The 20,394-nt window shown below is 73.9% G+C and carries 22 protein-coding genes; 9 read left to right on the top strand and 13 right to left on the bottom strand.

Going from position 1 to position 20,394, the window contains the following annotated elements; all coding sequences use genetic code 11:
• The first annotated feature begins 61 nt into the window (after positions 1-61).
• A complete protein-coding gene (locus ABEA77_RS21070) occupies positions 62-949 on the top strand; it encodes an alpha/beta fold hydrolase (RefSeq protein WP_345649817.1) in 888 nt (295 codons plus the stop codon).
• A 34-nt stretch (positions 950-983) separates the two neighbouring features.
• Here the strand turns inward: ABEA77_RS21070 and ABEA77_RS21065 are convergent, their stop codons facing one another.
• Positions 984-1,817, bottom strand: a complete 834-nt coding sequence (locus ABEA77_RS21065) for an NYN domain-containing protein (protein WP_345649958.1) — start codon at positions 1,815-1,817, stop codon at positions 984-986.
• A gap of 319 nt (positions 1,818-2,136) precedes the next feature.
• Between ABEA77_RS21065 and ABEA77_RS21060 the strand changes: the two genes are divergently transcribed.
• On the top strand, positions 2,137-2,289 hold the full coding sequence (locus ABEA77_RS21060) for a hypothetical protein (protein WP_345649814.1): 153 nt from the start codon (positions 2,137-2,139) through the stop codon (positions 2,287-2,289).
• A 166-nt stretch (positions 2,290-2,455) separates the two neighbouring features.
• On the opposite strand, the gene ABEA77_RS21055 is transcribed toward ABEA77_RS21060, so the two are convergent.
• From ABEA77_RS21055 to ABEA77_RS21040, 4 genes are all read right to left on the bottom strand, one after another.
• A complete protein-coding gene (locus ABEA77_RS21055) occupies positions 2,456-3,061 on the bottom strand; it encodes a MarC family protein (RefSeq protein WP_345649812.1) in 606 nt (201 codons plus the stop codon).
• 184 nt (positions 3,062-3,245) lie between these two features.
• Positions 3,246-4,112, bottom strand: coding sequence for a PHP domain-containing protein (locus ABEA77_RS21050; RefSeq protein ID WP_345649809.1), 867 nt, complete (start codon positions 4,110-4,112; stop codon positions 3,246-3,248).
• Positions 4,113-4,312: 200 nt separating this feature from the next.
• On the bottom strand, positions 4,313-4,951 hold the full coding sequence (locus ABEA77_RS21045; RefSeq protein ID WP_345649806.1) for a DUF6758 family protein: 639 nt from the start codon (positions 4,949-4,951) through the stop codon (positions 4,313-4,315).
• 72 nt (positions 4,952-5,023) lie between these two features.
• Positions 5,024-5,677 carry a suppressor of fused domain protein gene (locus ABEA77_RS21040; protein WP_345649805.1) on the bottom strand — a complete coding sequence of 218 codons (654 nt, stop codon included), beginning with the start codon at positions 5,675-5,677 and terminating at the stop codon, positions 5,024-5,026.
• Between the two features lie 519 nt (positions 5,678-6,196).
• Between ABEA77_RS21040 and ABEA77_RS21035 the strand changes: the two genes are divergently transcribed.
• Positions 6,197-7,324 carry a magnesium and cobalt transport protein CorA gene (locus tag ABEA77_RS21035; RefSeq protein WP_345649802.1) on the top strand — a complete coding sequence of 376 codons (1,128 nt, stop codon included), beginning with the start codon at positions 6,197-6,199 and terminating at the stop codon, positions 7,322-7,324.
• A 31-nt stretch (positions 7,325-7,355) separates the two neighbouring features.
• Positions 7,356-7,865 carry a hypothetical protein gene (locus tag ABEA77_RS21030; RefSeq protein ID WP_345649799.1) on the top strand — a complete coding sequence of 170 codons (510 nt, stop codon included), beginning with the start codon at positions 7,356-7,358 and terminating at the stop codon, positions 7,863-7,865.
• Between the two features lie 23 nt (positions 7,866-7,888).
• Here the strand turns inward: ABEA77_RS21030 and ABEA77_RS21025 are convergent, their stop codons facing one another.
• Positions 7,889-8,713, bottom strand: a complete 825-nt coding sequence (locus ABEA77_RS21025; protein ID WP_345649956.1) for a hypothetical protein — start codon at positions 8,711-8,713, stop codon at positions 7,889-7,891.
• Positions 8,714-8,906: 193 nt separating this feature from the next.
• Here ABEA77_RS21025 and ABEA77_RS21020 point away from each other — a divergent pair, with 193 nt between their 5' ends.
• The 3 genes from ABEA77_RS21020 (at position 8,907) to ABEA77_RS21010 (ending at position 12,117) form a co-directional block, all read left to right on the top strand.
• Positions 8,907-10,187, top strand: coding sequence for a magnesium transporter MgtE N-terminal domain-containing protein (locus ABEA77_RS21020; protein ID WP_345649796.1), 1,281 nt, complete (start codon positions 8,907-8,909; stop codon positions 10,185-10,187).
• Positions 10,188-10,239: 52 nt separating this feature from the next.
• On the top strand, positions 10,240-10,860 hold the full coding sequence (locus ABEA77_RS21015) for a DUF1003 domain-containing protein (protein ID WP_425588347.1): 621 nt from the start codon (positions 10,240-10,242) through the stop codon (positions 10,858-10,860).
• Between the two features lie 96 nt (positions 10,861-10,956).
• On the top strand, positions 10,957-12,117 hold the full coding sequence (locus tag ABEA77_RS21010) for an Mrp/NBP35 family ATP-binding protein (RefSeq protein WP_345649790.1): 1,161 nt from the start codon (positions 10,957-10,959) through the stop codon (positions 12,115-12,117).
• A gap of 76 nt (positions 12,118-12,193) precedes the next feature.
• Here the strand turns inward: ABEA77_RS21010 and ABEA77_RS21005 are convergent, their stop codons facing one another.
• From ABEA77_RS21005 to sigE, 5 genes are all read right to left on the bottom strand, one after another.
• Positions 12,194-12,889, bottom strand: a complete 696-nt coding sequence (locus ABEA77_RS21005; RefSeq protein WP_345649787.1) for a hypothetical protein — start codon at positions 12,887-12,889, stop codon at positions 12,194-12,196.
• A gap of 102 nt (positions 12,890-12,991) precedes the next feature.
• Positions 12,992-13,501, bottom strand: a complete 510-nt coding sequence (locus ABEA77_RS21000; protein ID WP_345649785.1) for a sec-independent translocase — start codon at positions 13,499-13,501, stop codon at positions 12,992-12,994.
• Between the two features lie 128 nt (positions 13,502-13,629).
• The gene (locus ABEA77_RS20995; RefSeq protein ID WP_345649783.1) at positions 13,630-15,252 is read right to left on the bottom strand and encodes a trypsin-like peptidase domain-containing protein; all 1,623 of its coding nucleotides are present in this window, start codon (positions 15,250-15,252) and stop codon (positions 13,630-13,632) included.
• Positions 15,253-15,340: 88 nt separating this feature from the next.
• Positions 15,341-16,330, bottom strand: coding sequence for an anti-sigma factor family protein (locus ABEA77_RS20990; RefSeq protein WP_345649780.1), 990 nt, complete (start codon positions 16,328-16,330; stop codon positions 15,341-15,343).
• A complete protein-coding gene (sigE, locus tag ABEA77_RS20985) occupies positions 16,327-17,100 on the bottom strand; it encodes an RNA polymerase sigma factor SigE (protein ID WP_345649777.1) in 774 nt (257 codons plus the stop codon). The genes ABEA77_RS20990 and sigE overlap by 4 nt, the downstream gene beginning before the upstream one ends.
• Positions 17,101-17,258: 158 nt before the next feature.
• Between sigE and ABEA77_RS20980 the strand changes: the two genes are divergently transcribed.
• Positions 17,259-17,978: an O-methyltransferase gene (locus ABEA77_RS20980; protein WP_425588346.1), complete on the top strand. Its 720-nt coding sequence runs from the start codon at positions 17,259-17,261 to the stop codon at positions 17,976-17,978.
• Positions 17,979-18,402: 424 nt separating this feature from the next.
• Here ABEA77_RS20980 and ABEA77_RS20975 read toward each other — a convergent pair whose 3' ends face one another.
• The gene (locus ABEA77_RS20975) at positions 18,403-18,570 is read right to left on the bottom strand and encodes a DUF3117 domain-containing protein (protein ID WP_003966491.1); all 168 of its coding nucleotides are present in this window, start codon (positions 18,568-18,570) and stop codon (positions 18,403-18,405) included.
• A gap of 278 nt (positions 18,571-18,848) precedes the next feature.
• Here ABEA77_RS20975 and chcB point away from each other — a divergent pair, with 278 nt between their 5' ends.
• Entirely contained in the window at positions 18,849-19,652 is an 804-nt protein-coding gene (chcB, locus tag ABEA77_RS20970) for a 2-cyclohexenylcarbonyl CoA isomerase (RefSeq protein ID WP_345649775.1), read from the top strand.
• A gap of 28 nt (positions 19,653-19,680) precedes the next feature.
• Here chcB and ABEA77_RS20965 read toward each other — a convergent pair whose 3' ends face one another.
• On the bottom strand, positions 19,681-20,277 hold the full coding sequence (locus ABEA77_RS20965; protein ID WP_345649772.1) for a DNA-3-methyladenine glycosylase I: 597 nt from the start codon (positions 20,275-20,277) through the stop codon (positions 19,681-19,683).
• Positions 20,278-20,394: the final 117 nt, after the last annotated feature.

Raw genomic sequence — 20,394 nt, 5'->3', positions numbered from 1 at the left:
CGCCACGGCCCTTTCCCTGGCCCGGCGCGCGCCCGCGCACGCCCCGGCTAGCCTCGTGGCCATGAGTCGCCCAGACAGCTTCGTGCCGCCCGCCGTCGCCCGTGCCCGCACGCTCGCCACCTCGCGCGGTGGCTTCGCGGCGATCGAGGCGGAGCCCGAGGGGCAGCCGCGCGGCACGGTCCTGATGCTGCCCGGCTTCACCGGCAGCAAGGAGGACTTCAACGCCCTGCTCGAACCGGTCGCCGCGGGCGGCTACCGCGTGGTGGCGGTCGACGGCCGCGGGCAGTACGAGTCGGCGCCGCCCGCCTCGCCCGACGGCTACGCGCGCACGGAGCTGGCCGCGGACGTGCTGGCGCAGGCCGAGGCCCTCGGCGCGCCGGTGCACCTGCTCGGCCACTCCTTCGGCGGGCAGGTCGGCCGGGCCGCCGCGATCGCCGGCCCGGGGAGCTTCCGCACGTTCACGATGATGTCGTCGGGGCCCGCGGCGATCTCGCAGGGCGAGAAGGCACGGGCCAAGCTGCTGATCGACGCCCTCGCGGTGATGAGCATGGAGGAGGTGTGGGAGGCCATGCGACGGATGGAGCCTCTTGAAGAAGTCCCCGTGGCCCCCGCGACACCCGGCGCCGAGGCCGGCGGCCCCGCGGTCCCCACCGGCGCCGGGGACCTGCGCAGGCGCTGGCTCGCGACGGACCCCGCGCAGCTGGTCGCGGCGGCCGGGCAGCTGGCCTCCGAGCCCGACCGGGTGGCGGAGCTGGCCGCCACGGGCCTGCCGGTGCATGTGGTCTCCGGCGTCGAGGACGGGGTGTGGCCGCCCGAGCTCCTCGACGACATGGCGTGCCGCCTCGGCGCACGCCGTACGGCCGTGGCGGGCGCCAACCACTCCCCCAACACGGACCGCCCGGCCGAGACCGCGGCGGCGCTGCTCGCCTTCTGGGACGCGCACCGGTAGCGGGACGGGCGGGCCGCCCCTACCCGCGGGTGCGTCAGTACTGGGACTGGAGGTGCTGCCAGAAGCCGTCGCGCAGCGCGCGGCGCAGCATGGCGTGGCCGCGCAGGGAGCGGCCGAGCAGCCGCTCCGCCTCGATCAAGAGGTCCTGGTCGACGGCGCCCGGCAGGTAGGGGTGGCCGGGCAGCAGGTCGGCGAGCGCCTCGCGCCCCCGCTCGACCAGCCAGGTCGCGGCGATCTGCGCGCCGATGAAGCGCACCTCGTCGCGGCTGGGCGGCGGCTCCGCGTCGTGCTCCCAGGTGGTGACGGGCCTGCGCGTGACGAACGGCTTGCAGAAGTCGAGGTCGAAGGTGCGCTGGCTGTCGACCTCCCACAGCAGCGGCTCCGCCTGGTTGCGGCCGTCCGCGGCCTCGATGCCCCACAGGTGCACGCGCGCGCCGTACCCCTGCGCCGCCTCCACCGCGGAGACGAGGTCCTCGTCGCCGCCGACGAGCGCGGCGTCGCTGATGGCGCGGTGGCGGGCGAGCGATTCGAGGTCCGAGCGGATCAGCGAGTCGACGCCCTTCTGCTGGTTGTTGGCGTTGAGGTTGCCGAGGCGGACCTTGACGTCGGGCAGTTCCGCGATGGCCTGCTGCTCGGGCGTGTGGATGCGGCGCCGCGCGCCGTCGTACCAGTACACGCGGAGCAGCCTGCTGTCCGCGAAGATCACCCGCGCCTTGTCGATGAACGCCTCGATGAGGCCCTCGGCGTCGAGGTCGAAGGAGCGCCGGTCCTCGGTGCCCGCGACCAGCAACCCCGCCGAAGCGTAGACGTAACCGGCGTCGACGAAGATGGCGTGGGTGGAGGGCGTCTTCGCGACCTCGGCGAGCATGCGGTTCAGCAGCTCGTTGGTGCGCGTGAGGTGCCGGTCGAGGTCGGCGGCGAAGGCGCCGTCCGGCACGGGGCCCGGCCCCTCGGGTGCCTGCTCCGGGGCGGTCTGTGCCGCCGGCTCGCGTGGCTCGCTCATACCCGGCTCATTCTCCGTGGGGGTCGCGGGCCGCACCGTACCCGCCAGTAGTTAGCAATTCGAAGTTTTTCGTTAGCGTAGGGAATGTTTGCACAGCGCAAGCCGTTGATCCCGGTGTATCGATCGACACTTTCGCTGTCATCAACAGTTCTCCAGCAGGAGGATCAGACGAAGGGAGAAGCCTGTGCGCTTCGAGATCACGCGACTCGACGACGTCAACGGCACCGCCGTGGACAGCACCGTCGTTGACGCAGCCTCCGTCAACCGGATCGTGCAGCAGGCCGCCGAAATGGGCCAGCGCATCTACATCCGGCCGGCCGAGACGCCGGCTTCATAACTACTCTCCGCCGACCCCCGCACCTGGCATGATCCAAAAGAATTGTTCTCACGGAATCATACGGTTCGGGATGTGACACGCGACCGCGCCCTCCACCACCCGGAGGGCGCGGTTTCGCATGAGGGGATCTCACAAACGGGGCGCGTCCCCCGTGCGGACCGGCCCCTCACCCGCCCCGCACGACCTGGGTGACGCCGTTGATGATCTGCTGCACGGCGATGGCGGAGAGCATCATGCCCGCGAGCCTGGTCACCAGCACGACGCCGCCGTCCTTGATGACCCGGATGATCAGCAGCGAGTACCGCAGCACCAGCCAGAGGACCACGTGCATGGCCGCGATCGCCGCCCACACGGAGACCCGCGCGGCGGGGCTGTGCGCGTGCTGGACGGCGAGGATCACCGAGACGATGGCGCCGGGCCCCGCGAGCAGCGGCATGCCGAGAGGCACGAGCGCCGCGTTGACGTCCTTGGTCTGCTTGGGCTCCTCGCTCTTGCCGGTGAGCAGGTCGAGCGCGATCAGGAGCAGCAGCAGCCCGCCGGAGATCATCAGGGCGGGCACGGTGATGTGCAGGTAGTCGAGGATCTGCCGGCCGAGCACGCCGAAGACGGCGATGACGCAGAACGCGACGACGACCGCCTGCCAGGCCATGGAGCGCTGCGTCTTGGCGGTACGGCCCGAGGTCAGGGCCAGAAAGATCGGGGTGATCCCCGGCGGGTCCATGATCACGAACAGGGTCAGGAAGAGGGAGCCGAACACGGCGAAGTCGAACATGGCGGGCCTTGCGTAGGGGTGGACCGGGGACGTGGGACACACACGGGCGGGCCCCGGCCGCGCGCGGGCGGCTGACGGGACCTGGGCGGGTGGTGTGGTGCGTACGGGCGCGGCGCGCGGCCGGGTAGGCCGTGGAATCCGGTGGTGACCGGGTCGGGGCCGGGGTGCGGGCCGGGCGCGGGCGCTAGGCGGTGGCGGGACCGCCCGTGCCGGGGACGGGGAAGGCGCCGGTGGCGCGCCGCACGATCTCCGCGTAGACCTCGGGGTCCGTGGTGTGGGCGCCGAGCGCGATGTCCTTGCGGCTGCCGTGGTAGTCGCTCGACCCCGTGACGAGGAGGCCGAGGTCGGCGGCGAGGCCGCGCAGCCGCTGCCTTGCGGGCATGTCGTGGTCGGCGTGGTCGACCTCGATGCCGTCGAGGCCGGCCTCGGCGAGCCGCGCGATGGTCTCCTCCGGCACGGTCCTGCCCCGCTTCGCTGCGGCGGGGTGGGCGAAGACGGCGACGCCCCCCGCGCCGTGCACCAGGCGCACCGCCTCGAACGGGTCCGTCTCGTGCTTCTCCGCGTACGCCCGCCCGCCGTCGGCGAGCCAGTCCTCGGTGAAGGCGTCCGAGACGGTGGGCACGACGCCCAGCTCGACCAGCGCGGAGGCGACGTGGGGCCGGCCCACGGAGGCCTCGCCCGCGATCCTCGCGACCTGCTCCCAGGTGACGGGGACGCCGAGGTCCTGGAGCTTGCGGACCATCGCCTTGGCGCGCGGCACGCGGTCGTCGCGCACCAGCTCGCGCTCGGCGAACAGCGCGGGCTCGTCGGGGTCGAAGAGGTAGGCGAGCAGGTGCATGCTGACGCCGTCGACGCGGCAGGACAGCTCGGCGCCGGTCACCAGGGTGAGCTGGGCGGGCAGCGCGGCGAGCGCCTCCGCGTGCCCTCGGGTGGTGTCGTGGTCGGTGAGCGCGACGACGTCGAGACCGCGGGCCGCGGCGTTGCGCACCAGCTCGGCGGGGGTGTCGGTGCCGTCGGACGCCGAGGAGTGGGTGTGCAGGTCGATGCGCACGGACGGGCTCCTGGGTCTGCGGTACGGCTGGGCATGGCGGCGACCCGTCCAGCGTAACGGCCCGCCCTCCGCCCCCGCGCCGCGCTCCCCCACGCACGGAGGGCCCGCGTGCGCAGGGCCTGTCACGACGTCACGGAGGGCCCGCGTGCGCAGGGCCTGTCACGACGTGTGGAGGGCACTCAGGAAGACGAAGACACAGCCTAGGACAGCAGGCGGGGCGAGAGCGCGCCGCAGGGGAGCAGGTCGACCTCGGCGCCGGCGTCGCGCAGGTCGGTGAGGACGATCTCGTCGTACATCAGCAGCCCTGACTCCTGCGGCCAGAGCACGGCCCACAGCCACGAGCCGAGGGCCTCGCCCGCGAAGACGGCCCGGTCGTCGGGCGCGCCCGACACCAGCCACAGGGGGGTGGGGCGGCCCGCGGCGAGCAGTTTCGTGCGCGGGGGCTCGTCCATCCGCAGGCGCGGGCCCGGGTCGGGGCCGTCGACGCCTGCGTACCGGGCGCCGAGCCCCACGCCCGGCTCCTCCGCGACGAGCAGCAGTTCGCCGACGCCGCCGAGGGGCCCCGGGCCCGAGCAGGCGACGGCGGTGGCGCGACCACCGCTGCGGTCGTCACCCGCGTACGACACACCGGTGAACAGCCAGCCGACCGGCAGCGGCCAGGGCATCCAGACCGGGACCCTGGCCCGGTTGACCACGACGGCGAGCGCCTCGACGCCCGGGGGGACGACGGGTTGCAGCGGGTGCACCGTGCCGTGCGCGTCGCAGTGCCAGGAGTCGGCGAAGAGGCCGGGCGCCCTGACGCGTCCACCGCACCTCGGGCAGCTGGGTTCGCCCCTCATATCGGCCAACAGTCCTCTCCGGCCGACGCCGCGTCAAGGCGATCACGCGACTGCGGGGAGGGCCCTGCTCCCTCAGTCAAGGGGTACGGCCCCGCGCAGTGGGTCACGCAGGTCCGTGCCGTGCGACAGCCAGCGCTCCTGGAGCTCCTGTGCGCCTCTGGCGCGCTTGAAGGCCGCCTCGTTGGGCGTCATCGGCAGCAGCGGGAGGAACCGCACCGGGTCCCCGCGCTCCGGGGCCCCGGCGGGGCCCGTGAGCTCCGGCACGCCCGGCACTCCCGGGGACGCCGTCAGCTCCGTGAGCTCCAGGTCCTCGACGAGGCCGCCGCCCTCGGCGACCAGTACGGAGGTGAACGGCGCGCCTGGCCACAGCGGCCCGCCCACGTCGAGCGACGCGCCCGGCGCCACCACGACGCCCTCGACCTGCGGCGAAGCGGCGAGCACCGCGAGGGGCCGCAGCACCTCGTCGGTGCGCGCGAGCCCGGCGCGGACCGTGAGCAGCAACTCCGCGCGCGGGCCGCGCACCGGGTCCACAACCGCCGAGGCCGCGTCGCCCATGGGCGCTGCCGACATGCCGAGCGTCGCGTAGCGGACGAGTCCGCCCGCCGCGTCAACGAAGCGGAGCACTTCGATCCGGTCGGCGCCGAGGAAGGTGACGGCGGCCCGTGCGTCCGGTGCGCCGAGCGCCGCGCGCAGGTGGGACTCGACGAGCGGGAGAATTTCTGCCACCCGGCGAGCATAGATCGCGTAAGGAAGGGGCATCACGCAAGATTGGGCCGGTGCCAGCTGTTAAGCTGGGGCGCCGGTCGGGGCAGCAGGCAGAAGCCTTGCTCTCCAGCCCCGACACGCCCACGGCATCCCCCGCAGGGGGACCGACCATCCCCTACGGGGGACCGACCGGAGGAGGTGGGGCTGCGGTGGATCGAAGTCACCCGGCCAGTACCAACCGCTCTCCGTACGGCTTCACAGCGTTGTGAGCTGAGCCTCGTCCCTTTGACCGGGCACCGCGCAGGTCCGCGTATCGCGGTCCGTTCCGGCCTCGTCCCGGCCAATCGCTCCCTGGCTTTCCGTCCGGCGGATGAGCACACGTCATCCCAGCTTGTGTTTTTCACCTGTCGGTAGCGCACACCGTCCTCGCGACCCCCGGTGCCGCCCGCTTTGCGGACGTAGGAGTTCCGTCGGAGCCACGTCCTCATTCCCGGCTGCGCCACGCCTCGCCTGACGGTCTCTGTCGTGAAGGAGCCTGCCATGTCGATGATCCGTGACCTGCGTGCGGCCGTCCGCCCGTCGTTCCGCAAGAACGCCCGCGGCTACCGCCCGTACGAATCCGCGTACGACGCGGCCCGCGACACCTCCGTCTCCACCGCCGTGGTGGACTGCGGCGTCTACCGCGACGGCCGCCGCGTGCCCTTTGAGACCTGCCGCACCCCGCACGAGGCGATGCTCCAGGTGCGCGCCGACGGCGGCTTCGCCTGGATCGGCCTCTACGAGCCCACGGAGGAGGAGTTCGCCGGGATCGCCGCCGAGTTCGGCCTCCACCCGCTGGCCGTCGAGGACGCCGTCCACGCCCACCAGCGGCCCAAACTGGAGCCGTACGACGACACCCTCTTCACCGTCTTCAAGACCATCCACTACGTCGACCACGACAGGCTGACCGAGAACAGCGAGGTCGTGGAGACCGGCGAGGTGATGTGCTTCACCGGCCGGGACTTCGTCATCACGGTCCGGCACGGCGCGAAGGGCTCGCTGCGCAACCTCAGGCACCGCCTGGAGGACGACCCCGAGCACCTGGCGCACGGACCCTCCGCCGTGCTGCACGCCATCGCCGACCATGTCGTCGACGGCTACCTGGCGGTCGCCGACTCGGTGCAGGACGACATCGACGAGGTCGAGATCGACGTCTTCTCCGAGCCCGCGAAGGGCCAGAAGGGCGGCCAGGACGCCCAGCGCATCTACCAGCTCAAGCGCGAGGTGCTGGAGTTCAAGCGCGCGGTCGCGCCGCTGCTGCGCCCGATGCAGATGCTGAGCGAGCGGCCGATGCGGCTGGTCGAGCCGGCGATCCAGAAGTACTTCCGCGACGTGGCGGACCACCTGGTCCGCGTGCACGAACAGGTCGTCGGCTTCGACGAACTGCTCAACTCCATCCTCCAGGCCAACCTCGCGCAGGCGACCGTCGCGCAGAACGAGGACATGCGCAAGATCACCTCCTGGGCGGCGATCATCGCCGTGCCGACGGCGGTCTGCGGCGTCTACGGCATGAACTTCCAGTACATGCCCGAGCTGCACTGGAAGTACGGCTATCCGCTGGTCCTCGGCGCGATCGCGGCGATCTGCCTGGCCATCCACCGGACGCTGAAGAAGAACGGCTGGCTGTAGGGGGCGCCCGCGCGCCGCGTAGGCTGCCGCCATGACGGAGTACGCACAGTCCCCCGCGCTCCGCGCCCTGGTCGAGGAGGCCACCAGGAAGTCGGGCCTCGTCTGGGTGCGGGGCACCGGGAGGGCCCGCCCGCTGTGGCACGTGTGGCTGGACGGCGCCGCCTGGGTGGTCGGCGGCGGGCCGGGTGAGCAGCCGCTGCCCGAGGGGCTCGCGGCGGGGGCGCGGGCCGAGGTGACCGTGCCGAGCAAGGACAAGCGCGGCCGGCTGGTGTCCTGGACCGCGCGCGTCGCGGAGTGCCCGCCGGGCTCCGCCGAGTGGGAGAGCGCGGTCGGCGAGCTCAAGGGCAAGCGGCTGAACGCGCCGGACGCGGAGGCCGTGCCGGAGCGCTGGGCGCGCGAGTGCCGCGTCCTGCGCCTGACGCCGTGCGCCGCCACCACGGACCTGCCGGACGCGTCGGCGGCCTCACGCCCCGCGCCGAGCCCGGCGACGACCAGGGGCCCCCTGCCCCCGGCGCTCGGGCTGCGCCGCCGCAGGGGCTGACGCCCGGGGCGCGTTCCGCGCCGTCAGGTGCGGGGAATCGCGCTGCCGTAGTCGACCGTCTCGTCCTCGGCCGGGGCCTTCAGCGGGAAGTCCTTGCCCCAGTCGGCGAGCGTCAACGTGCCCGCGCCGCCCGCCCGTTCGAGGCGCACGGGGTAGGGGGCGCCGTGCAGGGAGACGTCGAGACGGCCGCCCTCGGCGTCCTCGCCGCCGGTGATCTCGATGGTCTCCACGCCGTGCACGGTCGGCCGCTCGCCCTTCACGGGCTCGCCGTCGAGCGTGATCAGGCCGTCGAGCAGCGCGCCGAGGTCGGTGAAGCCCCGCAGCTGCTTGTACACGGGGTCGCCCGAGGGGACCTTGACGTACTTGCCGCCGAGCTTGCCCGCGACATCCGCGCCCGACCCGGCAGAGCCGGCCGCACCGGCAGAACCCGCGGAACCGGCCGCGCCGGCGGAACCGGCCGAGGCTCCGGGGCTCGGGCTGGCGCCCGCCGCCTGGCCCCAGAAGTCCTCCGAGCCCTTCAGGAACAGCGCGTCACCCACCCGCAGCAGCGCGAACGTGGTGGAGCGTGCCGTGACGGACCCCTCGCCGCCGTCCTTCTTGAGGCGCATGTCGAGCCGGTAGGTCTGCCCCTGGGTGACGAGCGCGCCGGTGACCCGTACCGCCGTGGCGGCGCCCACCGCGGCGCGCGCCTTCTGCTCGATCGCGCCCGCTTCGAGTCTGCCCACGCCGTTGGTCCCCTCATCGGGGTCCGCGCAGCCGGACAGCGCCACCGCGAGGCCGGCGCAGAGCGCGACGGCGGCGGGGGCACGGCCGGAGCGGAGCCGGGAGGAGGGCCGGGAAGGGGGCAGGGACACGCGAAACCTCTCGTTCGGGACGGGCGCGGACCGGTGGCTGCGCGGGTCGCGGGCGGGCCGAGGGGGGTCGGCGCACACGACCGGGGCCGCGGCAGACCGCAGCGTACCCGCGTCCGCCGCAGCACGCGGGCCGCCGTGGGGCTAGCCTGATCACGTCCGAAGCGATGTGATCGAGGAGGCGCGCGACATGGCGGGAGGCGCCCCGGTGATCTTCGTGTCCCACCTGTCGGGCGTGCCCGTGTTCGACCCCCAGGGTGACCCGGTGGGGCGGCTGCGCGACCTGGTCGCCATGCTCAGGGTCGGCAGCAGGCCGCCCCGCCTGGTGGGGCTGGTCGTCGAGGTGGCGAGCAGGCGCCGGATCTTCCTGCCGATGACGCGGGTCACCGACATCGCCTCGGGACAGATCATCACGACGGGCGTGCTGAACGTGCGCAGGTTCGAGCAGCGGGCCACGGAGCGTCTGGTCTTCGGCGAGTTGCTCGACCGGCGGGTGCGGCTGGTGGAGGACGGCTCGGAGGTGACCGTCCTCGACGTGGCGGTGCAGCAGCTGCCCGCGCGCCGCGAGTTCGAGGTGGCGAAGGTCTTCGTGCGGCGGGGCGGACGCTCCGGGGCGCTGCGGCGCCGCAAGGACGCCTTCACGGTCGACTGGTCGGACGTGACGGGCTTCTCGCTGGAGGAGGAGGGGCAGGGCGCGGAGAACCTCGTCGCGACGTTCGAGACCCTGCGCCCGGTCGAACTCGCCAACGTCATGCACAACCTGACGGCGAAACGCCGCGCCGAGGTCGCCGCCGCGCTCGACGACGACCGGCTCGCGGACGTGCTGGAGGAGCTGCCGGACGACGACCAGGTGGAGATCCTCGGGAAGCTGGAGGACGAGCGGGCCGCGGACGTGCTGGAGGCGATGGACCCGGACGACGCGGCCGACCTGCTCTCCGAACTGCCCGAGGACGACAAGGAGCGGCTGCTGGAACTGATGCAGCCGCACGACGCCGCGGACGTGCGCCGGCTCATGTCGTACGAGGAGCGCACCGCGGGCGGTCTGATGACGACGGAGCCGATCGTGCTGCGGCCCGACGCGACGGTCGCGGACGCGCTCGCCCGGGTGCGGGTGCGCGACCTGTCGCCCGCGCTGGCCGCGCAGGTCTACGTGTGCCGGCCGCCCGAGGACACCCCCACGGGCAAGTACCTGGGCACGGTGCACTTCCAGCGGCTGCTGCGCGAGCCGCCGTTCACGATGGTCGGCGCGGTGGTCGACAGCGATCTGCCGCCGCTGTCGCCCGGCACCCCGCTGCCCGCGGTCACCAGCCACCTCGCCGCGTACAACATGGTGTCGGCCGCGGTGGTGGACGCGAGCGGGGCGCTGCTCGGGGCGGTGACCGTGGACGACGTGCTGGACCATCTGCTGCCCGACGACTGGCGGGAGACCGGCTTCCACGGCATGGAGGAGGCACCGGCCCGTGACGAGTGACCAGCGCCGCGACGGCTCGGGCGCGGGACCGCGCCCGCACGGGGCGACGGCGGTGCGCCGCGACGGCGGCGGGGACGGCCGCGGACGGCGGCGCGCCGGCCCCCGCGCGGGGTGCCGCCTCGACGACGGCAGGCGCTCGCGCGAGCGCCTCGACCAGCCGCGCGAGCAGCGGCGCAGGCTGGTGCCCGAGTGGGACCCCGAGGCGTTCGGGCGGCTGTCGGAACGGGTGGCGCGGTTCCTCGGCACGGGCCGGTTCATCGTCTGGATGACGATGATCATCATCATCTGGGTGGTGTGGAACGTCGCGGCGCCGAAGGGCCTGCGGTTCGACGAGTACCCGTTCATCTTCCTGACGCTGGCGCTGTCGCTCCAGGCGTCGTACGCGGCGCCGCTGATCCTGCTGGCGCAGAACAGGCAGGACGACCGCGACCGGGTCACCCGGGAGCGTGAGCGCAAGCAGAACGAGCGGTCCATCGCGGACACGGAGTACCTGACGCGGGAGATCGCGGCCCTGCGGATGGGGCTCGGCGAGGTCGCCACGCGCGACTGGATCAGGTCGGAGCTGGAGGACCTGGTGCGGGACCTCGACGAGCGCCGCGACGGCCACCGCGGGGGCGACGAGCGCGGCGGCCAGGCCGGGGCCGCGCAGGACGGCGCGGGGCGCGACGGCTGAGGCCCCGCACGCGGTCCCGCGGGCCCGGCGTGACACCCGTCTCGCGGGGGCTCCGCGCTTTCCGGGCGGGCCGCGCGGCGCCGTACCATCTGGGTTATGGCTACCGACACGTACGGAACCACCGTCCCCGCGGAAGACGCGGTGCGCGAGGCGCTCTCGACGGTGAACGACCCCGAGATCCACCGGCCGATCACGGAGCTCGGCATGGTCAAATCGGTGGAGATCGCGGACGACGGCGCGGTGGCCGTGACGGTGTACCTGACGGTCTCGGGCTGTCCGCTGCGCGACACCATCACCCGCAATGTCACCGAGGCGGTCTCGCGGGTCGCCGGCGTGACGTCCGTGTCCGTGGCGCTCGACGTGATGAGCGACGAGCAGCGGCGCGAGCTCGCGTCGTCGCTGCGCGGCGGCCAGACCGAGCGGGAGGTGCCGTTCGCCCAGCCGGGCTCGCTGACCCGGGTGTACGCGGTGGCCTCGGGCAAGGGCGGCGTCGGCAAGTCGTCGGTGACGGTGAACCTGGCGGCGGCGATGGCGGCCGACGGCCTCAAGGTCGGTGTCGTCGATGCGGACATCTACGGGCACAGCGTGCCGCGGATGCTCGGCGCCGACGGGCGCCCCACCCAGGTCGAGAACATGATCATGCCGCCGTCCGCGAACGGCGTGAAGGTCATCTCGATCGGGATGTTCACCCCGGGCAACGCGCCGGTGGTGTGGCGCGGCCCGATGCTGCACCGGGCGCTCCAGCAGTTCCTCGCCGACGTGTACTGGGGCGACCTGGACGTGCTGCTGCTCGACCTGCCGCCCGGCACGGGTGACATCGCGATCTCCGTGGCGCAGCTCGTGCCGAACGCGGAGATCCTCGTGGTGACGACGCCTCAGCAGGCCGCGGCCGAGGTCGCGGAGCGGGCGGGCTCCATCGCGGTGCAGACCCACCAGAAGATCGTGGGCGTCGTGGAGAACATGGCGGGCCTGCCGTGCCCGCACTGCGGCGAGATGCTCGACGTGTTCGGCACGGGCGGCGGCAAGCTCGTCGCCGAGGGCCTGACCCGCACGACGGGCGCCGAGGTGCCGGTGCTCGGTGCGATCCCGATCGACGTGCGGCTGCGGGAGGGCGGCGACGAGGGCCGTCCTGTGGTCCTGACCGACCCGGACTCGCCCGCGGGGGCCGCGCTGCGCGGTGTCGCGGAGCGCCTCGGCGAGCGCAAGCGCGGCCTCTCCGGGCTGTCACTCGGGATCACCCCGCGCAACAAGTTCTGACGCGCCGCCCGGGGCGGCCCGGCGCTCCGGGCCGCCCCGCGCCGGCGACCGGGTCGCCGGCGCGGGAGCGCGGAGGTCAGCCCTCGTACGCCCTGAGGTCCTCGATCCGGGCGAAGCCGAGGCCGTACGCGCTCATCCCCCGCCCGTACGCCCCCAGGTGGACGCCTTCCGCGGAGCCCGCGAGCACCCAGCCGTACACGGACTCGCGGTAGCGGAAGGGGGTGGGGACGCCGTCCACGGGCAGGGAGAGCGTCGACCACTCGGGGCTCTCCAGGTCGTCCGCGAGGTCGAACGCGGTCTCCGTCTGCTGGTTCAGCCAGTCGTCGCGCAGGGTGTGGTCGAGCTGTCCCGGCCAGGTGCAGGACAGCAGCCCGGAACCGGCGAGCCACGCCGCCGAGGACGCCGTGGTGGCGTCGAGCCTGCCCGTGCCGTCACCGCTGGTCCGCGCGGGGTTCGCGGCGACCGTGATGACCACGACGAAGCGCTGCTTGTCCTCGCCGTCCTCCGCGCCCTCGGGCGCCACCGCCGCCTCCGGCCTGATCTGCGGCTCCGAGCCGTGGCGTACGGCGCCGTGCTGCACCGTGCCGTCGGCCGCCGCGACCGCCTGCATCAGGCTGCGCGGCCCGGTGTACGCGGCGTCGAGCCCGTACCAGGGGAAGGTGGCCCGCAGAAAGCCGTCGACGGGTCTCGACGGTTCGAGCGGGCTCTGTTTGCCGGGCTTCTCGGCCCGGTCGGACACCTCGTCGGTCGCCGCCTGACTGGTCGTCTCCATCGGTCCGGCCGCCTCCTCGATCTGCACGGGGTCCGGGGACTCACACCTGCCGGACAGATGGAGGATAGCCATCCCGCCGCCGGGGGGCGGGACAGGCGGTGCTCAGGTGGCGTCCGCGTCGAACGGCGGGTGGCCGTCGCCCTTCGACTCGGGGCGCTTTTTGAGCAGGTCGGGGGTGGTGGAGGCGGCGCCTGAGCCGTTCGCGGAGGCGAGCGGCGTCGCGGCGGCCGTGTCGCGGCCGTGGACGGTGTCCGCGACCTCGGCCATCTCCTTCTTGAGGTCGGTCACCTCGCCGAAGTCCTTCTTCAGGTCGGCGACGTCAGCGATCTCCTTGCGCAGGTCGAGGCTGCCGCGGATCTCCTTGAAGTCGTCGTTCTCCAGGAGCTGCTTGCGGACGAACGTCTTCGGGTTGAGGTCCTCGAAGTCGAAGTCCTTGAACTCGGGCCCCAGCTCGTTCCTGATGTCCTGCTTCGCGTTGTCGGAGAACTCACGGACCTTGCGGATGAACCGGGCGGTGTCCTGGATGACCTTCGGCAGCTTCTCGGGACCGAAGACGATCACGGCGAGGACCACGAGGGCGAGGATCTCCAGGGGACCGATGTCGTTGAACACCTAGCAGCTCCTTGTGCTCTCCGTGCCGGTGGGACGGTCTGAGGTCCGTCCTGGTCCGCGGTCGGGTCAAGGTCCGGGCCGTTACACGGTACCCGCACCCCTGTCGCCGCGGTACCTCCCCCGGCCCTTCACGTCCCTCCGGCGGAGCCGAGCGTCAGCGCGGCCGTACGCTCGGTGCCGCCCCGGCGAACGGTGAGCGTCAGGCGGTCGCCCGGCCGGTGCGCGCGGATCCGCACGATCAGTTCCTCGCCGCTGTGCACCGGATCGCCGTCCACCGCGGTGATGACGTCGCCCGCCCTGATCCCGGACCTGGCGGCCGGGCCGCCCGCGGTCACGGCGGGCCCGCCGTCCGCCGCCTTCGCCGCGACCCTGGCGCCGTCGCCGGTGTAGCCGGTGTCGAGCGTGACGCCTATCACCGGGTGGGTGGCCCTGCCGGTGCCGATGAGTTCCTCCGCGACCCGTTTGGCCTGGTTGACCGGGATGGCGAAGCCGAGGCCGATGGATCCTGCCTGCCCGCCTTCGCCGGTGCTTCCGCTGCCGGCCGCGCGGATCGCGCTGTTGATGCCGATGACGCGGGCGTGCGCGTCCACGAGCGGCCCGCCGGAGTTGCCGGGGTTGATCGGGGCGTCGGTCTGGAGCGCGTCCACATAGCTGACGTCGCTTCCCGTGCCGTCCTCGCCGCCCGCCGTGATGGGCCGGTCCTTGGCGCTGATGATGCCGGAGGTGACGGTGTTCGACAGGTCGAAGGGCGCCCCGATCGCCACCACCGGGTCGCCCACGCGGACGTTGTCGGAGTTGCCGAGCGGCAGCGGCGCGAGCCCGGTGACGCCCGTCACCCGCACGACGGCGAGGTCGTATCCCCCGTCCTTGCCGACGACCTTCGCCTCGGCGGTCCGCCCGCTGCTGAACGTGACCGATATCTCGCCGCCGCTGCCCGCGAGGGCGACGACGTGGTTGTTCGTCAGGATGTGGCCCTGGCGGTCGAGGACGAACCCGGTACCGGTGCCCGCCTCGTCGGCGCCGCGCACATGGAGGGTGACGACGCCCGGCAGGGTGCTCGCCGCTATGCCCGCGACGCTGTCGGGCGCGCGGCCCGCGTCGTTCTTCGCCTCCTGCGGCAGCGTGGTGGGCCCGAGCGCCGCGCGCTGTTCGAGATACGCGCCGACGCCTCCCCCGACCACGCCGGTGACCAGCGCGAACACCAGGGCGGCCGCGAGACCGCGGCGACGGCGCGGTCGCTCGGGGTACGCGGGGTACCCGTCGTCGCCGTCCGCCGCGTACGGTTCCTCGCCCGGCGCGCCCCAGGGGTCGAGCCGCTGCCAGGTCGCGCCGCCCGGCGCCACGGCCGACCACGGGTCGGCCGCGGGCCGCACGCCGGGCGCCGGATAGGGGGCGAAGCGCGGGCCGGGAGCCGCCGTCCCGTGCGGCGGCACGCCCGCGAACGGGCCGTGCCCGGCCGGGGCGTCCTGCCACGCCCCCGCGGGCGCGGCGGGGTGGCGGACCGGGGGCGCGGGCGCCCAGGGCCCGGGATCGCCGTAGGGCGGTGTGCTGTACGGATCCGGGTCGTGCAGCGGGGCCCCCACAGGGGCGCCGGGTATCGCGGGGTCGGGGACGGGTATCGCGTCCGCCGCGGGCCCCGGCGCGGGGCGGGACGGTCTACGGGCACCGGGCGGGGCGGGGCGCGGGGTGGCGGGACGGCTCCACCACGACACTCCGGGCCTGGTGGTCTTCCCGTCGTCCCCGCCGTCCATGCACTCTCCCGCATCCCCGTACGCGCCGGCGGGCGCCCCCTGCGGGCGCCCAGGCTGAGGATTCAACCAGGTCCCGGGGCGCGCGCGGTCAGCGCGTCCCGGACAACGGGCCTGGGCCCGCGAGGAGTTCCGGACGCGCCGCGGCGCCGCGCGCCGGGTCCGTGGCGGGCAGGCTGGGGGCGGCAGGGCCGCTGTTGACCGCGGAGGCGGGGAAGGCGGGCGCGCCGAACCCGGCGGCCGGGAAGGGCGAGGAGGCGGACGACGGCGCCGTGAACGCCCAGAGCGTCAGCGCGGACGGCTCGTGCGCCACCAGGGCCGAGAAGCCGGAGCGCGCCGGCCCCCCGGAGAGCCCAGCCCCGGAGAGCGCGGAGAGCGCGGGCCGCGCCGACGGATCCGGGAGGTTGCGCGCCTGGAGCGTGCCCGGCGCGGCCACGGTCCTCGCGGGCGCCCCCGACTGCGGCAGCAGGCCGCCGCCGGATGTGCCGTTCCTCCGGCCGGTCTCCGCGGTCGCGGAGGTGCCCACCGCGCGCAGCGGTACGACGTTGTTCCTCGCGGGGGCGGACACGGACGAGCCGAGGGGCAGTGTGCCGCCGAGCGCCACGGCGGCCAGCGAGACCGCGCCGGCCGCGGCGAACGCGAAGCGCCTGCCGCGGCGCGCCGAGCGCTCCTGCTGCCCCGCCCGGTGGACGGGGAACACCGAGGCGCCGTGCGCCCCGGCGAACGCGAAGGCGTCCATCGTGTCGGCCAGCGGGCCGCGCGGGTCCTGCGCGTCGAACACTCCGTGCCCGAACGGCTCGTGGCCCGGCGCGCCCGGTCCGCCGTCGCCGTCCGGCGGCTGCGGCCGGCCCGCGGGCAGGCTCTGCAGCCGGGCGAGGAACCCCGCGGACGGCGGCGGCGGCGCCACCTCGGCGAAGACGTTCTTCAGCCGACGCTGACAGTCCGCCTCGGCCTTGCAGCGGGCGCACGTCGCGAGGTGCGCGAGGACGCGCTCGCGCTCGTCGTGGTCCAGCTCACCGTCCACCAGGGCGGCGAGCCGGTCCCCCAGATGGTGTTCCGCGGGGGTCTGGCTCGCACTCACGCCGTCCCACCCTCCCCGGCCACACTGACACCGGCGACGCCCACGAACGGGCGCTGCTCGGCACGTGCCTCGGGGGAACGGTGCTTGAGGGCCTTGCGCAGGTGGGAGCGGCCGCGGTGGATCCTGCTGCGGACCGTGCCGAGCTTCACGCCGAGCGTGGCGGCGATCTCCTCGTACGAAAGGCCCTCGATGTCGCAGAGCACGACGGCGGCGCGGAACTCCGGCGCGAGCGTGTCGAGCGCCTGCTGCACGTCCGCGTCGAAGTGGGTGTCGTGGAACGCCTGCTGCGGGGAGGGCTCGCGGCTCGCGAGGCGCTCGGCCGCGTCGTCGCCGAGGGCGTCGAAGCGGATGCGCTGCTTGCGGCGGACCATGTCGAGGAAGAGGTTGGTGGTGATGCGGTGCAGCCAGCCCTCGAAGGTGCCTGGCGTGTACGTCGACAGCGAGCGGAAGACGCGGACGAAGACCTCCTGGGTCAGGTCCTCCGCGTCGTGCTGGTTGCCCGTGAGGCGGTAGGCCAGGCGGTAGACGCGTCCGCTGTGCGTGCTGACGATCTCCTCCCAGGTGGGAGGCGTCCACGCCGGCGACTCCGCATCCGATGCGAAGGTCGCGGTGACCGCGGAGTCGGTGGAGCGGGAACGGTCAGCAGTGTCGGTCACGGATTTCGGCTCACCTGCCGGCCCGAGGAAGCGCCGGAGCGCTCCCCGAAGGTCCGCAGTCGCGGCCGCACCTCCCCTGTCAGCTCTGGTGGTCTCCAGTAGAGCCCCTACCATAGCCACCTCGCCCGTTAGCTCCGGATAAGAATCTTTACGCGAATTTGGGAGCGGCCCCGATCGGGGCCCTCCGACGTCACGCGCGGCGGCCGTTCCCTCGTCACGCGCGGCGGCCGTTCCCTCCGCTTCGCGCTTACTCCCCCTTAACGTCCGGTCCCATCAGCGGGTTCCCGGGCCCAGCGGCTACAGTCACGGTTGCGCCGACACCGGGGGACAAGGAGAGGGTCATTACCGCCAACCGGCAGACGAGCTGGGCGTTCGCCGACGCCTTTGTCGCCGAGGACGAGGCACTTCGCTGGGCCCGCGAGCGGGCCAGGGAGAGTGGACTCCGCCCGGTGTCACCAGGCACCGGCGCAGCGCTGTGCCTGCTCGCCGCCACGGTGGACGCGAAGGCCGTCGCCGAGATCGGCACCGGCACCGGTGTCTCCGGCATCCACCTGCTGCGGGGCATGCGCCCCGACGGTGTGCTGACCACCGTGGACGCCGATCCCGAGTGCCAGCAGTTCGCCCGGCAGGCGTTCAGGGCCGCGGGCTTCACCGGCAACCGGGCCCGCTTCATCCCCGGGCACGCGCTCGACGTGCTGCCGCGCCTCGCGGACGGCGGCTACGACATCGTGTTCTGCGACGGCGACCGGCTGGAGAGCCTCGACTACCTGGACGAATCGTTGCGTCTGCTGCGTCCCGGCGGGCTCGTGTGCTTCGAGGGGGCCTTCGCGGGCGGCCGTACGGTCGACTCGGGCGTGCAGCCCACCGAGGTGCTCAGACTGCGGGAGCTGCTGCGGGCCGTGCGGGAGAGCGACGGGCTGGTCTCCTCGCTGCTCCCGGTGGGCGACGGGCTGCTGTGCGCGGTGCGCAGGGGGCCCTCGTCGGCCGCGTGAGGGGAGCCCGCGGCCTCGTGCGGGCGGGGGGGGAACGCGTGTGCACGGGTGCGGGGGAAGCGCGCGTGGACGCGGGTGAGGGAAGCGCGCGTGGGTGCGGGCGGGGGAAGGCAAGTGGGCGGGCGGGGGAAGCAGGCGGGTGCGAGCGTGGGGAAGCAGGTGGGTGCGAGCGGGGGAAAACAGCTGGGCGGGCGGGGAAAAACAGCTGGGCGGGCGGGGGAAAACAGCACACTGCCCCGGCACGGATGGTGGTCGTCCGTACCGGGGCAGCGACGGTGACTTCGGGTCGTTCGGAGGCCTGAGGGCGATCAGCGGGTGAAGGACCCGAACGGCCTCCTGGGCCTTCCTGGGGTCTCCCCGGGGAACCTCCCGCCGACCGCCCTCGGGCAAGGGCCTCCGGACAAGGGGGCGTCGAGCCTCCCGCTCAGCCGACGACCTTCTTCAGTGCGTCGCCGAGGGCGTCCGCCTCGTCCGGCGTGAGCTCGACCACGAGCCGACCGCCGCCTTCGAGCGGAACACGCATGACGATGCCCCGCCCCTCCTTGGTCACCTCGAGCGGGCCGTCACCCGTCCGCGGCTTCATGGCCGCCATGCTCGTTCCCCTTCCTGAAACCAGCTCGTCGCAGCCGGCGGCCCCATGGCAGGCGCTGTGTCACCGGCATCGAACACATTGCTTCCTGCGCATTATCCCGCATCCCACGACCCGATGACCAACATCGGACGGCATCGCTTGCGCAACGCGCTCACACAAACCCGTCCATTTCGGCGTTCCGCCTGCGATACTGCGCCGCCCTCGCCCGCCCCGGCGCCCCGGGCGTCCGTCATGCTGGTGCGCGCACCTGTGAAGACGAGCCCGAAGGGACCCCGATCATGGCGGACACCGTGCTGTACGAGGTGGGCGACGCCCTCGCGACAATCACTCTCAACCGGCCCGAGGCGATGAACGCGCTCGACGTCGCGACCAAGGTGGCGCTGCGCGAGGCCCTGCGGGAAGCTGCGGACGACACCGCCGTGCGGGCCGTCCTGCTGACCGCGGCGGGCGACCGCGCCTTCTGCGTGGGCCAGGACCTCAAGGAGCACACCGCGCTGCTGGCCGAGAACCGGGCCAAGGGGACCACCGGCACCATGAGCACGGTGCGCGAGCACTACAACCCGATCGCGCACACCCTCACGACCATGCGCAAGCCCGTGGTGGCCGGCGTGAACGGGGTGGCGGCCGGCGCGGGCATGGGCTTCGCGCTCGCCGCCGACTACCGGGTGGTGGCGGACACCGCCAGCTTCAACACGTCCTTCGCCGGGGTCGCGCTCAGCGCCGACTCGGGCCTCTCCTGGACGCTGCCGCGCGTCATCGGCCGGGGCCGCGCGGCCGACCTGCTGCTGTTCCCGCGCACGGTGAAGGCCGACGAGGCGTACGAGCTCGGCATGGTGCACCGGGTCGTGCCCGCGGCCGACCTGGCGAGGGAGGCGCTGGCCGTGGCGCGGACGCTGGCCGCGGGCCCGACCGTGGCGTACGCCGGGATCAAGGAGGCGCTCGCCTTCGGCAGCGACCGCTCGCTCGACGAGGCGCTGAGCAAGGAGGACGAGCTCCAGACGCGGGCGGGCTCGTCCGAGGACCATGCCATCGCGGTGGACGCCTTCCTGGCGAAGCGGAGGCCGGAGTACCTGGGCCGCTGAGGCGCCCGCGGCCGCCGGGCGCGCGGGCTCAGGCCCGCACGCCCGCGCCGGCGAAGGCGCACCCCGCCAGGTGGTCGTTGACCAGGCCGCACGCCTGCATCAGCGCATAGGCGGTGGTGGGTCCCACGAAGCGGATGCCGCGCCTCTTGAGCTCCTTCGACAGGGCCTTCGACTCGTCGGTGACGGCCGGGACGTCGGCCGTGGTGCGCGGCAGCGGGCGGGTCGCGGGGTCGGGCGCGTACGACCAGACGAGGTCGGTCAGCTCGCCCGGCGCCCAGCCGGCGAGGGACCGTGCGTTGGCCAGGGTGGCGTCGACCTTGGCGCGGTTGCGGATGATGCCGGGGTCGGCGAGCAGCCGCTCCCTGTCCTTCCCGGTGAAGCGCGCGACCTCGGCGATCCGGAAGCCGGCGAAGGCGGCGCGGAAGGTCTCGCGCCTGCGCAGGATGGTGATCCAGGAGAGCCCGGACTGGAACGCCTCAAGGCTGAGCCGCTCGAACAGCGCGTCGTCGCCGCGCACCGGGCGGCCCCACTCGGTGTCGTGGTACGCGACGTAGTCCTCGGTGGACACGCCCCAGGGGCAGCGCGGCAGCCCGTCGGCTCCGGCGACCGTGCCGCCGCCGCTCACCTGTCGCCCTCCCCGTCCCCGCGGCCTTCCCCGCCGCCGGGCGCGCCCCCGCTCCCCCGGCCCGACGGCCCGGCCTGGCCCTGCGGCCGCGGCTGGGCGCCCGGCGCGGCGGCCCCC

Origin of the sequence: Streptomyces tremellae, from assembly GCF_039540215.1 — a bacterium.
GTDB classification, from domain to species: domain Bacteria; phylum Actinomycetota; class Actinomycetes; order Streptomycetales; family Streptomycetaceae; genus Streptomyces; species Streptomyces tremellae.
The sequence above is the reverse complement of the archived record's forward strand: the minus strand, read 5'-3'. Positions and strand labels throughout refer to the sequence as shown.